General features: G+C 65.9%; 13 protein-coding genes. 9 read left to right on the plus strand and 4 right to left on the minus strand.

The features are described from left to right. Positions 1-223: 223 nt before the first annotated feature. Positions 224-796, minus strand: coding sequence for a single-stranded DNA-binding protein (ssb, locus tag K7W03_RS15380; RefSeq protein WP_025548273.1), 573 nt, complete (start codon positions 794-796; stop codon positions 224-226). Between the two features lie 421 nt (positions 797-1,217). Here ssb and K7W03_RS15385 point away from each other — a divergent pair, with 421 nt between their 5' ends. From K7W03_RS15385 to ribH, 6 genes are all read left to right on the plus strand, one after another. Next, a complete protein-coding gene (locus K7W03_RS15385) occupies positions 1,218-1,910 on the plus strand; it encodes an energy transducer TonB (RefSeq protein ID WP_222886745.1) in 693 nt (230 codons plus the stop codon). Between the two features lie 26 nt (positions 1,911-1,936). Then, positions 1,937-2,464 (plus strand): hypothetical protein, encoded by a 528-nt coding sequence (locus K7W03_RS15390; RefSeq protein ID WP_044661207.1) that lies wholly within the window; start codon positions 1,937-1,939, stop codon positions 2,462-2,464. Between the two features lie 20 nt (positions 2,465-2,484). Further along, on the plus strand, positions 2,485-3,474 hold the full coding sequence (gene ribD / locus K7W03_RS15395) for a bifunctional diaminohydroxyphosphoribosylaminopyrimidine deaminase/5-amino-6-(5-phosphoribosylamino)uracil reductase RibD (RefSeq protein WP_264319080.1): 990 nt from the start codon (positions 2,485-2,487) through the stop codon (positions 3,472-3,474). Between the two features lie 62 nt (positions 3,475-3,536). After that, positions 3,537-4,151 carry a riboflavin synthase gene (locus K7W03_RS15400; protein WP_222886747.1) on the plus strand — a complete coding sequence of 205 codons (615 nt, stop codon included), beginning with the start codon at positions 3,537-3,539 and terminating at the stop codon, positions 4,149-4,151. Positions 4,152-4,221: 70 nt separating this feature from the next. Continuing rightward, on the plus strand, positions 4,222-5,505 hold the full coding sequence (gene ribB, locus K7W03_RS15405; protein WP_222886748.1) for a 3,4-dihydroxy-2-butanone-4-phosphate synthase: 1,284 nt from the start codon (positions 4,222-4,224) through the stop codon (positions 5,503-5,505). A gap of 11 nt (positions 5,506-5,516) precedes the next feature. Continuing rightward, on the plus strand, positions 5,517-5,939 hold the full coding sequence (ribH, locus tag K7W03_RS15410) for a 6,7-dimethyl-8-ribityllumazine synthase (protein WP_044661210.1): 423 nt from the start codon (positions 5,517-5,519) through the stop codon (positions 5,937-5,939). 163 nt (positions 5,940-6,102) lie between these two features. Here ribH and K7W03_RS15415 read toward each other — a convergent pair whose 3' ends face one another. Beyond that, a complete protein-coding gene (locus K7W03_RS15415) occupies positions 6,103-7,185 on the minus strand; it encodes an alkene reductase (protein WP_025548282.1) in 1,083 nt (360 codons plus the stop codon). 187 nt (positions 7,186-7,372) lie between these two features. Here K7W03_RS15415 and K7W03_RS15420 point away from each other — a divergent pair, with 187 nt between their 5' ends. The 3 genes from K7W03_RS15420 to feoB all read left to right on the plus strand — a co-directional run bounded on the left by K7W03_RS15420 (position 7,373) and on the right by feoB (position 10,243). Then, positions 7,373-8,038 carry a COQ9 family protein gene (locus K7W03_RS15420; protein ID WP_048576395.1) on the plus strand — a complete coding sequence of 222 codons (666 nt, stop codon included), beginning with the start codon at positions 7,373-7,375 and terminating at the stop codon, positions 8,036-8,038. An 88-nt stretch (positions 8,039-8,126) separates the two neighbouring features. Then, the gene (locus tag K7W03_RS15425) at positions 8,127-8,384 is read left to right on the plus strand and encodes a FeoA family protein (protein WP_025548285.1); all 258 of its coding nucleotides are present in this window, start codon (positions 8,127-8,129) and stop codon (positions 8,382-8,384) included. Beyond that, positions 8,381-10,243, plus strand: a complete 1,863-nt coding sequence (gene feoB / locus K7W03_RS15430; RefSeq protein ID WP_222886749.1) for a ferrous iron transporter B — start codon at positions 8,381-8,383, stop codon at positions 10,241-10,243. Before K7W03_RS15425 ends, feoB begins: the two co-directional genes overlap by 4 nt. A 175-nt stretch (positions 10,244-10,418) precedes the next feature. Here the strand turns inward: feoB and K7W03_RS15435 are convergent, their stop codons facing one another. Next, positions 10,419-11,099 carry a DUF2490 domain-containing protein gene (locus tag K7W03_RS15435; RefSeq protein WP_044661213.1) on the minus strand — a complete coding sequence of 227 codons (681 nt, stop codon included), beginning with the start codon at positions 11,097-11,099 and terminating at the stop codon, positions 10,419-10,421. A 157-nt stretch (positions 11,100-11,256) separates the two neighbouring features. Continuing rightward, positions 11,257-13,179 (minus strand): alpha/beta hydrolase family protein, encoded by a 1,923-nt coding sequence (locus tag K7W03_RS15440; RefSeq protein WP_222886762.1) that lies wholly within the window; start codon positions 13,177-13,179, stop codon positions 11,257-11,259. Positions 13,180-13,216: the final 37 nt, after the last annotated feature.

Below are 13,216 nucleotides of genomic sequence, written 5' to 3' on the forward strand. Positions count from 1 at the left end.
TGGGAAGCGCCTAGGGCAAAATGCCGGGGAAAGTAAGTTTTGTTGGCGGCTGGCGCATATTTGCCGATCGCGGGGATCACGCGCGTCAGGCTCGTTCCGACGCCGGCGCAGCAACGCGGTTCACCGGGCCGGCCATCGACCTTCGCCATCCTGCCCGACCACCAAAAGAAAAACGCCCCATCCTTCCGGGCGGGGCGCTCATCCTTCTTTCAGGAAAATGCCCTCAGAACGGCACTTCATCGTCCAGGTCATTGTCGAAATTGGGCCCGCCAGCGCCGCCGCGTCCGCCGCCGGAAGAGCGGCCGGAACCGCCGCCGAAGCCGCCGCCGCCGCCGAAATCGTCATAATCGCCCCCGCCAAAGCCGCTCGACCCGCCGCTCCAGTCGCCGCCGCCCTGCGAGCGGCCGCCACCGCCGAAGCCGCCTCCCTGACCGCCGCCGCCCGGCGCGCCGTCCAGCATGGTCAGCACCGCGCCCGGCCCCTGCAGCACCACTTCGGTGGTATAGCGGTCATTGCCCGACTGGTCCTGCCATTTGCGGGTGCGCAGCTGGCCTTCCAGATAGACTTTCGATCCCTTGCGCAGGAAGCGTTCCGCCACGCCCGCCAGCCCCTCGGAGAAGATGGCGACGCTGTGCCATTCGGTGCGTTCCTTGCGCTCGCCCGACATGCGGTCCTTCCAGCTTTCGGAGGTCGCGATCCGCAGGTTGCACACCTTGCCGCCATTCTGAAAGCTCTTCACCTCCGGGTCCGCGCCCAGATTGCCCACCAGAATGACCTTGTTGACCGAACCCGCCATGTTTCCTCCGAAGCGTTAGCAGGCCCTTATAGCGGGCTGTCTTGGAAGGTCCACAAATCAGTGCGCGATGATGCCCAGCAGCAGGCGCCCGACAGCAAGGCGAGCCGGGACGCCGCGATCCGGCACAGCCACAGGGGGTGCGACCGACGCCACAGTTTCAAGGAGAAATGAAGTCCTTGGCTTCGCCGCCTTCGGCTCGACAGGCTCAGGGCAAACGGGGGAAAGCGGTCTGTCTGCCATCCACCCAATTCGTCTCCTCCCGCCAATGACTACAAGCTGGAGCGTTCTCGGGCAATTTGAGGCAGCACCTAGAGCTGTCACCATTAGAAATGGCCAAAAATTAATGTTGCAACATATCATGGAAATATGTTGTAACATGACATGTCGATCCGGGAAGGATCGCATGACAGGAGGGTGCGATATGCGACTGATGACGTTGCGGACAGCAGGTGGGCAGGCTCAGGTTTCCGGCTATAGCGGCGGCAGCCGATCTTCCTTCGGCATAGGCGGGGCGATCGCCGTCCATGCGCTGGTGGTCGGGGCCTATCTGCTGATGCCCAAGGAAGTGGTCGATGTCTTCCGCGATCCACCGCCGCTGCTGACCTATCCGGTGGACGATACGCCGCCGCCCCCGGAACAGCAGCAGCCGGAAAACGACTCCAAACCCCTGCCCCGAACCAAATCCCACCCGACCGTGGTGGACAAGCCCGTCGTCCCGCCGCCGCCGACGGGCTTCACGACGAAGGCCGACGATGGCATGGCCGCCGGCGATTCCGGCACGGGCACGATCATGCCGCCCATAGTCCCGCCGACGCCCGAACCGGTGCTGGCCGATGCCACCATCGATCCCCGCGCGCTGGCCGCGTTCCAGCCCGACTATCCCGGTGCGATGATCCGGCAGGGGATGGAGGGCAAGGTGGTGGTCCGCGTCACCATCGGCCCCGACGGGCGCGTCACCGACATAGAGCGGCTGTCGGCGGCGGACGAGGCCTTCTGGATCGCCACCCAGCGCCATGCCCTGCGCAAATGGCGCTTCCGCCCGGCGACTCGGGATGGCGTGCCGATCAGTTCGACCAAGATGCTGACCGTCCATTTCCGCCTGGCAGACGTCTGAAATCCAACAGGAAGGGGCCGGAAATCATGACGGACAGCAACAGCGCTTTTGCATCCGGCCCCGCCTTACCCTATATCGGCGCGATGGCGATCTTCCCCCGTCCGGTGTCTCCCAAGAGCGCGATGAGCGACCTGTGGAGCTATTTTCGTGAGAACCGGCCTCATAAATGGCCGCTGCTCGGCCTGTCCGTCGCGGTCACCTGGGTCATTATCTGGGCCTTCATCGTCGACGCCAACACCAACACCATGCCGACGCGCAACCAGATCTTCTATGTCCAGAGCTGGGACTCCAGCCGGTCCGACGCGGCGATCATCCTCCAGCAGAAGATCGACCTCGCCAAGCGGGAGGCGGCGATCGAGAAGAAGCAGAAGGAAATGCAGGGCGTGGCCGATATTTTCGGCATCGACTGGAAGAAGGACGAGGCCCGCAACACCGCCCGCCGCAAGGAAGCATTGAAGCAGATCAACGCCCAGCTCGACGCCCGGCTGGCCAAGGCCGAGGCTGCGGAGAAATCCGTCCCCGGAGCAGCCCAGAGCGGGGCGGCCCAGCCCTGAGCGCCCGATCCAAAAGCGTCCTGCCCCCCGCCGATCCCGCTCAGGACCGGCGCTTCATGGCCGCCGCCATCGCACTTTCCGAACGGGGACGCGGCCTTTCCACGCCCAATCCCAATGTCGGCTGCCTGATCGTGAAGGACGGGCATGTGGTCGGGCGCGGCTGGACGCAGAAGGGCGGCCGCCCCCATGCCGAGGCGCAGGCGCTTGAGGAGGCCATGGACCGCGCCCGCGGCGCCACCGCCTATGTGACGCTGGAGCCCTGTTTCCACCTTTCCCCGCGCGGTCCGCGCTGCGCCGACCTGATGGCGCGGGCAGGGGTCCGCCGCGTCGTCATCGCCCTGCGCGATCCCGATCCGCGCACCGACGGGCAGGGCGCCGCCTGGCTGCGCAAGCGCGGCATCGTGGTCGAAATGGGGCTGATGGCGCAGGAAGCCGCCGCCGCGATGCGCGGTTTCGTGCTGCGCCAGACATTGGGCCGCCCGGCCGTGACGCTCAAGCTGGGTCTGTCGCTCGACGGCCGGATCGCGCTGGCCGATGGGTCCAGCCGCTGGATCACCGGTCCGGACGCCCGTGCTCATGCCCATGTGGAACGGGCACGGCATGACGCCATATTGGTTGGCGGCGGCACGCTGCGCACCGACGCGCCCCGGCTGGATGTGCGCCTGGCCGGCCTGGAGGACCGCTCGCCCCGGCGCGTGCTGCTCAGCCATGGCGACGCGCCTGATGGGTGGGATAGCATTGCCGCGCCGGAAGACATCGCCACCCTGCCGCATGTCGACCATCTGCTGGTCGAGGGGGGCGCACAGACCGCCGCCGCCTTCCTGCGCGCCGATCTGGTCGACCGCCTGCTGCTCTATCGCGCGCCGATCCTGATCGGCGCCGGGCTTGCCGGCGTGGGCGACATCGGCCTGACCGATCTGGCCGGCGCGCATGGCCGCTGGCGGCTCGACGACGAGCGGCGGCTGGGCGATGATCGGCTGGAGGTTTACCTCCGCAGCCGGAACGCCTAGATCACCCCGAAAGCCCCGCCCCTTCCGGGCGCGGCCAACGGAACACAAGCAAGGCGCTCCTCATGTTCACCGGCATCATCACCGACATCGGCACCATCCGCACCCATGAACAGCGCGGCGACCTGCGGCTGGTGATCGGCTGCGCCTATGACATGGAATCGGTCGCCATCGGCGCGTCCATCGCCTGTTCGGGCGCCTGCCTGACGGTGGTGGAGAAGGGCGCCGACTGGTTCGCGGTCGACCTGTCGGCCGAAACCGTCGCCCGCACGGCGCCGGGCCTGTGGGACCAGGGCGGCCGCCTCAACCTGGAACGCGCGCTCAAGGTCGGGGATGAGTTGGGCGGCCATATCGTCACTGGCCATGTCGACGGCATCGGCACTTTGGTGTCCGCCGCGCATGAAGGCGATTCGACCCGCCTTGTCATCGCCGCGCCCGCCGCGCTGGCCCCCGCTCTGGCGGCCAAGGGTTCGATCACCGTCGACGGCATTTCGCTGACCGTCAACACGGTGGAGGACCAGGCGGACGGCTCCGTCCATTTCGGCCTGAACATCATCCCGCATACCGCCGCCGCGACGACGCTGGACAGCCTGACGCCTGGCCGCGCCTTCAATCTGGAGATCGATGTGCTGGCGCGCTATCTCGACCGGATGCAGAGCCTTCGCTCTCGCTCAATGTGATTATTGCTTGCCATAATCACATCTTGATGTGATATGCCGCTCCATCCCGCCGTGGGAAGGAGTCTTCAGCATGTCGTCAGCCCTTATCGATACGGTCCGTTCGCTGGTTACGGAGGGCGGCATGTCGCGATCCGGCCTTGCCCGCGCGGCGGGTCTCCATGCCAATTCCCTGCGCAAGCTGGGCGAGGCGGACTGGAATCCGACGGCGGAAACGCTGGGCAAGCTGGAAAGCTATCTCGCCAAGCGGGAGGGCGGCACCGCGCTCGCCTCTCCCGAGGAGATCATCAATGAGGCCCGCAACGGCCGCATGTTCATCCTGGTCGATGACGAGGACCGGGAAAATGAGGGCGACCTGGTCATTCCCGCGCAGATGGCGACGCCGGACGCGATCAACTTCATGGCCACCCATGGCCGCGGCCTCATCTGCCTGGCGTTGAGCAAGGAGCGGGTCGACCATCTGGGCCTGGGACTGATGAGCCGCAACAACGGCACCCGCCACGAAACCGCCTTCACCGTGTCGATCGAGGCGCGCGAGGGCGTGACCACCGGCATCAGCGCCGCCGACCGCGCCCGCACCATCTCCGTCGCGATCGACGGGTCGAAGGGGCCCGAAGACATCGTGACGCCCGGTCATGTCTTCCCGTTGGTGGCGAAGGATGGCGGCGTGCTGGTCCGCACCGGCCATACCGAGGCGGCGGTGGATGTCGCCCGTCTGGCCGGGCTCAATCCGTCGGGCGTCATCTGCGAGGTGATGAAGGACGACGGCACCATGGCGCGGCTGGACGACCTCATCCCCTTCGCCCAGAAGCACAGGATGAAGATCGGCACGATCCGCGACCTGATCGCCTATCGCCGCCGGCATGACCACATGGTGGAACGCCGCGCCGAAACCGTCTTCAACAGCCAGTGGGGCGGCGACTGGAAGGCGATCAGCTTCTACAACAAGGCGACCCAGACCGAGCAGCTCGTGCTGCAGAAGGGCCATGTCTCCCCCGACGAGCCGACGCTGGTCCGCATGCACCAGCTCTCCCTGCTGGACGACGTCTATGGATCGACCGGGCCGCGCAACGGCCTGCTTGCCAAGTCGATGGAGATCATCGCCCGGCAGGGAGTCGGCATCGTCGTCGTCCTCGCCGCCCAGGCGCCGGGCGATTTCATGAGCCGCAGCCTGCGCCATCATGCGGGCCAGCCCGACTCCGGCATGGACGAATTGCGCGACTATGGCGTGGGCGCGCAGATTCTGGCCGAACTCGGCGTCCATGACATGATCCTGCTCAGCAACACGCACCACAGCCTGATCGCGCTTGACGGCTATGACCTGGCCGTGGTTGGGCAGCGGTCGATCGAGCTTTAAGGAACCTATCCATGGCAAAATTCCTGATCGTCGAAGCGCGCTTCTACGACCATCTCAACGACCTGCTGATCGAGGGCGCGGTCGCCGCGCTGGAGGATGAGGGGCATAAATATGAGGTGGTGACGGTTCCCGGCGCGCTGGAGATTCCCGGCGCGGTGGCGCTGGCGGCGGAAACCGGGCGCTATGACGGCTTCATCGCCATCGGCGTGGTGATCCGGGGCGAAACCTATCATTTCGAAGTCGTGTCGAACGAAAGCGCGCGCGGCCTGATGGCGCTCAGCATGGACGGCATCCCGATCGGCAACGGCATATTGACGGTCGAGAACGAGGCACAGGCGCTGACCCGCGCCAGGCGGGACGAGAAGGACAAGGGCGGCGAGGCGGCGAAGGCGGCCATCGCCATGCTGGCGCTGCGGGAGAGATTCAGCGCCTGAGACGCCGGATTTAGGTGTGCAAAGGGGCTGCTGCCGGGCGGCCCCCTTCTTTATGCGGTTCGAGGTTGCGGCGGGCCCAGGACGGGAGGCCGAAGTTGGCCGATCCAGCCCGCTCCCCTAAGGCGTGAGGGGGGTGTCCTCTTTCCACCCCCCAGACCTCTATTCAGGCCGCTTCCTCCAGCGCCGGATAGTCGACATAGCCTTCCTCGCCCTGGCTGTAGAAGGTCGCCATGTTCGCGCCATTGAGCGGCGCATTGATCCGCAGGCGCTTGGGCAGGTCCGGATTGGCCAGGAAAGCGCGCCCGAAGCTCACGCCGTCTGCCAGACCGCTGTCCAGATCCCGCTGCGCCCGCTCCAGGTCGTAATCGCTGTTCAGGATCAGCGGCCCGGAAAAATGCCGGCGGATGACCGGCGACTGGCGCGGCACGTCGGTCCGGCCGAAGGACCCGTCCGGCCCCGGCTCCCGCAGTTCCAGGAAGGCGATGCCGATCTGCTGCAGCACGTCCGCGGCCGCGGCGAACAGGGCGGAAGGATTGCTGTCGTCGACGCCCTGCGTCTCGCCATTGGGGGACAGCCGCACCGACACGCGGTCCGCACCGATGGCGTCGGCCACCGCCTGCGTCACCTCCCGCAACAGGCGCACGCGATTTTCGATCGAACCGCCATAAATATCGTCGCGATGGTTGCTGCCGTCGCGCAGGAACTGGTCGATCAGATAGCCGTTCGCGGCATGGATCTGCACACCGTCGAAACCGGCCGCGATGGCGTTTTTGGCAGCGCGGACATAATCCGCGATCACGCCCGGAATTTCGTCTATGGCCAAAGGCCGCGCCTGTTCATAGGGCTTCTTGCCCTCATAGGTGTGCGCGTCGCCCGGTCCCGCGGTGGCGCTGGCCGAGACGGGCTGCTCGCCGGTCACGCTGCTGTGCACCACGCGCCCCATATGCCAGAGTTGCGCGACGATCCGGCCGCCTGCCTCATGCACGGCCTCCGTCACCGGCCGCCACGCCTCAACCTGCTCTTCCGACCACAGCCCCGGCGCGAAGGGCCATCCCAGCCCCTGCCGCGAAATGCCCGTCGCCTCGCTGATGATGAGGCCCGCCGAAGCGCGCTGGCGATAATAGTCCGCCATGATCGGCGTCGGCACATGATCGCGGGTCGCGCGGCCGCGCGTGAGCGGCGCCATCAGCACGCGATTGGGGGCATGGATCGCCCCGAGCTGTACCGGTTCGAACAGATTCGCCATGAAATACTCCCTTTTCAAAGTTGCAGATTGCAACGGGACTTGCCTGCCAAAGCCAGCTAGGATGCCTGGCGAGCTGCTTCAAGACCCTGGCCGCCGCCATGCCGCCAAGTTTTGCTTTCCCCGCCTTCATCTCGGCTAATGCGTCCGCGCGCTTGTACGCCTGCGCGGCGGGGCGTAATAGCGGGCCATGACCCCGACGCATCAAGACATGACGCTCGACGAAGTGCGGGCCGCGCTCGCCCCGATCCTGCCCCGCCATGCCGCCTTCGACGGCTGGCGCCGGGAAGCGGTGGCCATGGCGGCGGAGCAGTGCGGCATCGATGCCGACATCGCCGCGCTGGCCTTTCCAGGGGGCGCGATGGACATGATCGATGCCTGGTTCGAAAGCATCGATGCGCGGATGCTGGAGGCGCTGCCGGCTGAGAAGCTGGCGGCCCTGTCGATCCGCCAGCGCATAACGCGGCTGGTGGAAAGCCGCCTGACCCTGCTCGCGCGCGACCGGGAAGCGCTGCGCCGGGCGCAGGCGGTCATGGCCATGCCCCGCAACGCGGCCCGCGCCGCCAAACTCGGCTGGCGCGCGGCGGACGTGATGTGGCGCGCCGCGGGCGACGAGTCGACGGACCTCAATCATTACAGCAAGCGCCTGACGCTGGCGGGGGTTTATGCCGCGACCCTGCTGGTCTTCGTCGATGATGAGAGCGATGACTGGGCGGAGACCCGCGCTTTCCTGGCGCGGCGGATCGAAGGCGTGATGCGCTTCGAGCGCGCCAAGGCCCAGTGGAAGGGCATTGGCGGCGGCGAACGGCTGAGCTTCGCCCGCTTCATCGGGCGGCTGCGCTACCCGGCCATATAATCTGCCGCGCCGCCGCACCGATTCGCGCTGGCCTTTTCCAATCGGTATTGATAGTCACTCGCAGAAGTAAATGACGAGTGCCTTACCCTTGCGCCTGACCGACCTGCCGCTGCGCCAACCCGCTTATGTGGACCTGATCGACTGGAACGCGCTGTCCGCGTCCGACGGGCAAAGGCTGCGTGAATTCGGCCTGTGCGAGGGCGCGAGCGTGGAAGCGCTGCACCATGGCGGGTTGCTGGGCCGCGGGCCCATCGCCTGCAAGGTCGGCCGCATGACCATCGCCATGCGCCGCAACCATGCCGCCGCCATCACGGTCCGCACCGGCCCCTCGGACAGCGACCTGTGACGAACCTGCCGCTGATCGCGCTGGTCGGCAATCCCAATGCCGGCAAGAGCGCCCTGTTCAACGCCCTGACCGGGGCACGGCAGAAGCTGGGCAATTATCCCGGCGTCACCGTGGAGCGCAAGGCGGGCCGCTTTTCCCTGTCGGACGGCCGCCCGATCGAACTGGTCGACCTGCCCGGCACCTACAGCCTCAACCCCACCAGTCCCGACGAACAGGTGACGCGCGACGTCATATTGGGCAGGCAGGCGGGCGAGCGCCTGCCCGACGCGCTGGTCGTGGTGGTCGACGCGTCCAATCTCGACAATCACCTCCGCTTCGCGCTGGAACTGATCGCGCTTGGCCTGCCGACCATCGTGGCGCTCAACATGGTCGACCTCGCCACCCGCGACGGGCTGGAACTGGACGCCCATATCCTCTCCCGTGAACTGGGCGTGCCGGTGATCTCCACCGTGGCGGTGCGCAAGCGCGGCCTGGATCATCTGCGCGGCGAGCTGGAATCGATGCTCGACGGCAGCGCAGGCAAGGTCCGCGCTTCAGCCGAACAGCGCGATTTCGAACGGCTGCGCCGGGAAGCGCGCCGGATTGCCCGCGCGGCCATCGTGCGCGAAACCCCCTCCCGCCGCCTGACCGCGGCGGTCGACCGGGTGGCGCTGCATCCCGTGGCGGGGCTGATCCTGCTGCTCGCCCTGCTCTTCATCATGTTCCAGGCGGTCTATGCCTGGTCCGAAGCGCCGATCGCCATGATCGAGGGTTTTGTCGCCAGCGCCAGCGACGCGGTGACGGCCGCGCTGCCCGATGGGCTGCTGCGTTCCTTCCTGGTCGACGGGGTGCTGAACGGCGTCGGATCGGTCATCGTGTTCCTGCCGCAGATCCTGATCCTCTTCTTCTTCATCCTGATGCTGGAGGCGACCGGCTATATGGTTCGCGCCGCCTTCCTGATGGACGGGCTGATGGCCAAGGTGGGGCTGTCTGGCCGCGCCTTCATCCCGCTGCTCTCCTCCTTCGCCTGCGCGGTGCCGGGGATCATGGCGACCCGCACCATCGCGGACCCGAAGGACCGGCTGACCACCATATTGATCGCGCCGCTGATGACCTGTTCGGCGCGGCTGCCGGTCTATGCGGTGATCATCGGCGCCTTCATCCCGGCCCGAACGTTGGCGCTCGGCATCGGCTTGCAGGGGCTGGTGCTGTTCTGCCTCTATATTTCCGGCATCGTCGGCGCGATGCTGGCCGCGCTGGTGCTGCGCCGCACCGTCACCAAGGGCGCGAGCGGCGGCTTCCTGATGGAGATGCCCAAATATCAATGGCCGCGCCCACAGGACATATTGCTCGGCCTTTGGCAGCGCGCGGTGATCTTCCTCAAGCGCGCGGGCACGATCATCTTCACCTCGACGGTGATCCTCTGGGTGCTGCTGAGCTTTCCCAAGGCGCCGGAAGATAGCGGCATCAGCCAGGTCAACTATTCGGTCGCGGGACGTGTCGCCAACGGGCTCAACCTGGTGCTCGCGCCGATCGGCTTCAACCGCGACATCTCGCTCGCGCTGATCCCGGCCATGGCGGCGCGCGAAGTGGCCGTGTCCGCGCTCGCCACCGTCTATTCGCTGGACGCCGACGAGGATGAAGCGAAGCTGGAACGCAGCCTGGGCGACCGGCTGAAGGACAATTGGCCGCTGCCGACCGCACTCGCCTTCCTCGCCTGGTTCGTCTTCGCACCCCAATGCATCTCCACCATCGCGGTGACGCGGCGCGAGACCAACGGCTGGAAATGGCCGCTGTTCATGATCGGCTATCTGTTCATCCTGGCCTATGTCGCGGCGGGCCTTACCTACTGGACGGCGACGGCGCTCGGCCTAGGGTAGAGCGCGCAGGTTGATATTGGGTGGAAAGTGGGTGCTAAGGTTGGGGACATATTGAGCCATTTGAGCCACGATGGCGACGAGGGAGAATGTTCGAGACTATGGTGCGGTCCTCAACCCTCGGCTTTTCCGGCTTTCCGCGCGGAGATGCGGTTCGATCGCACCCCCGCGCCGCAGATCAGAAGGAAAAGTTCAGCGAGAAGGACGCGACATTGTCATTGCTGTCGTCGGCGTCCGGGCGGAAGCCGTGCTGGTGCAGATAGCCGATCTCCGCATTCACATTCTTCGCCACGGGGGTGGTGATGGCGATCAGGTTGCGCATCCGCTCCTCCCCCTGCACCCGCTGGAAATTGGTGGTGTTGAAGTCGATGAAGCTCTCATGGCTGAGGAGCAGCGCGGTCTTGCCGCCTTCCCTGAACGGCAGCACATATTTGACATAGGGACGCAGCCGCCAGGCGGTGCCGTCGATCCCCTCGCGCCAGCGCTCCTCCAGCCGGAGGCGCGCGCTGAGCTGGCCGGGCCCGATCTTCACGATATTGTCGAAGGTGACCTGCTGGCGCCCGCGATGCTCCATCACGGAAAAATGGCCGGCGTCATATTGCGGGTCATGGGTATAGCCCGCCCAGACCGTCACCTTCTTGCCGATCCTGTAGCCGACCAGCGAATTCATCTCGACCTCGTACAGCCCGTCGCGATCGTTGCTGAACCGGGCGACGACCTCTTGCGAAAAGCGCCAATGATCGCTCAGCTTTACCGTCGCGTTCGCCGTGGTCCAGAGCTGTTCGTCCTCGCTGGCATGCGCCACGGCCGGGACGGCCAGCAGGGCAAGCGCGGGCAGCAGCTTGTGGGTCAGTCGCATGAAGTCAATCTCCCCTCGCCATCGTGGCGGACGCGGGCGAACTATGACCGATGCGTTACATTCATGTGACTATCTCATTTCTAATTTATGACAATCTCGCCCGACGCCGAACCGTTCGGCCCGCTATAGCGCGCGGTTCGACGTCGCGGGCCCGGTTTCAGGCTGGATTATGGTCCTTCAAAAAGGCGTCGAGCCGTTGGAGGAATTCCAGCCGATCGGCCTGGCGGGAAAAGAAATGGTCGGCCAAAGGCTGTTCGACATAGATATAGTCGCGTCCGGCGACCTTGCCCGCCGCCTTCAGCTTCTCCGCCATTTCGCGCGACTGGTTCACCTGCACCCGCCGGTCCTTCCTGCCATGCATCAGCAGGATCGGCGTTGAGAATTGCGCGGCGAAATTGATCGGAGAAACGGCGGCGAAATCGGGCGCCTGCTCCTTCATCCAGTCCTTGCGCGAACCATGATTGAGGAAGCGGCGGTCATAGCGCATCATGGCCGAGAGGTCCGACACGCCGGCATAGGAGACCGCGCAGCGGTAGCGCGCGCCGTCGCGCTGTGCGCCACGCATCGCCGCATAGCCGCCATAGGAGGCGCCGACGATGCAGACGCGCTTCGCGTCGGCAATCCCTTCCTTCACCGCCCAGTCGACCGCGTCGTTGAGGTCGTCCTGCATGGCAAGGCCCCACTGCCCCTCGCCCTTGTCCGCAAAGGCAGTGCCATAGCCGGAGGAGCCGCGATAATTGGGCTGCAGCACCGCATAGCCGCGATAGGCCAGGAACTGCACCCACCAGTCCCATTCCTCGCTGTCCCGTGCGAAGGGGCCGCCATGCGGCATCAGGATCAACGGCAGACCCTTGGGGTCCTTGCCCGCCGGCACGGTCAGCACCGCCGCGATCTCCAGCCCGTCGCGCGCCTTGTAACGGATCGTCCTGACCGGGGAGAGATGGACGCCGGGCCCGAAATTTTCGCTGATCTTCGACAGGATGCTCATCGCGCCGGCGGCGGTGTCGTAATAATAATAGGTGCCCGGCTGGTCCGCGCTGCCGACATGAACGATCATGCGCTGATGATCCCGGCTGGTGGACACGATCCGGGCGCGGCGATGGGCGCCCACCGCCTTGTCGATGTCGGCCTGGATCTTCGCCAACCCCTCGTCGAACCAGTGCACCCCCGGTCCTTCGGCGGTATAGCGCACCCCGGCCAGCCCGGTGCCGGCGGTGTCGCGTTCGATCCCGTCTATGTCGAAGCCGGGCGCGGCGAAAATCTTCTTGCCCAGTTCCAGCCTTGTCAGGTCATATTCGTACAGCGCGTCAGTACCCTCATGATCGTCGCTGGCGATCGCCTTGCCCGGATCGGCCGTGAACAGCAGCGGCACGACCATGGATTCGTCGCGGCGGCGATTGGCCCGGTCGATCGTGCGGAAACTGGACCGGCCGTCGACGCGATAGAGCAGCTTCGACATGCGCGTCGAGTCGTCATAGCCCACGCCCATGCGCACCGTGCCGGTCGCATCGGCATACCAGGACATGACATTCTGGCGCGACTGCACCACCGGGCGCATCTTGCCGGTGGCGACATCCACCTCGTCCACCTGCGGCCAGAAGCCGAGTTCACTGCCGAAGATGGACGATTGATAGGCGAGCAGGATGCGCGGCGTGCCATCGCGGGCGACCCAGATGACGTCATCGCCATTCTGCGCCGCCACATTCTTGGCCAACAGGTTGATCTTCGACCCGTCGCGCTTGATGCTGACGACGCGGCTGATCGACCAGGGCATGCCCTGGACGTTGGCTTCGCTGCCTATGCCCGCGATCAGCCAGTCGTCATTGACCCAACGCCACCAGTTGAGATCGTTTTCCCCCAGTTGCAGGGTGCGGATACGGTTGGGCTCTTCGATGATGGAGGCGATCATCAGCAGCAGTTCGCCATTGCGCGACACCCTGGCGGCGAGGCGCATCCCATCGGGCGAGAGTTGCGGTTCCACCATCATCGGCAGTTCGGCAAAGGCCTCGATCGGCCATTCCTTGCGCGGTACAGGCGCCGTTTGCGCACTGGCCGACACGCAAAGCTGCGCGAGCGCCATGCCCGCGACGACAGAAAGCCCCCTCAATCTTACCCCC

It is taken from the genome of Sphingobium sp. PNB (genome assembly GCF_019873065.1).
In the GTDB taxonomy this organism is placed as follows: domain Bacteria; phylum Pseudomonadota; class Alphaproteobacteria; order Sphingomonadales; family Sphingomonadaceae; genus Sphingobium; species Sphingobium fuliginis.

Bases quoted from the DNA above. Each gene is read 5' to 3' on its own strand.
- ssb (WP_025548273.1), bottom strand. From the start codon at position 796: ATGGCGGGTTCGGTCAACAAGGTCATTCTGGTGGGCAATCTGGGCGCG.
- K7W03_RS15385 (WP_222886745.1), top strand. From the start codon at position 1,218: ATGCGACTGATGACGTTGCGGACAGCAGGTGGGCAGGCTCAGGTTTCC.
- K7W03_RS15390 (WP_044661207.1), top strand. From the start codon at position 1,937: ATGACGGACAGCAACAGCGCTTTTGCATCCGGCCCCGCCTTACCCTAT.
- K7W03_RS15400 (WP_222886747.1), top strand. From the start codon at position 3,537: ATGTTCACCGGCATCATCACCGACATCGGCACCATCCGCACCCATGAA.
- ribB (WP_222886748.1), top strand. From the start codon at position 4,222: ATGTCGTCAGCCCTTATCGATACGGTCCGTTCGCTGGTTACGGAGGGC.
- ribH (WP_044661210.1), top strand. From the start codon at position 5,517: ATGGCAAAATTCCTGATCGTCGAAGCGCGCTTCTACGACCATCTCAAC.
- K7W03_RS15415 (WP_025548282.1), bottom strand. From the start codon at position 7,185: ATGGCGAATCTGTTCGAACCGGTACAGCTCGGGGCGATCCATGCCCCC.
- K7W03_RS15420 (WP_048576395.1), top strand. From the start codon at position 7,373: ATGACCCCGACGCATCAAGACATGACGCTCGACGAAGTGCGGGCCGCG.
- K7W03_RS15435 (WP_044661213.1), bottom strand. From the start codon at position 11,099: ATGCGACTGACCCACAAGCTGCTGCCCGCGCTTGCCCTGCTGGCCGTC.
- K7W03_RS15440 (WP_222886762.1), bottom strand. From the start codon at position 13,179: ATGGCGCTCGCGCAGCTTTGCGTGTCGGCCAGTGCGCAAACGGCGCCT.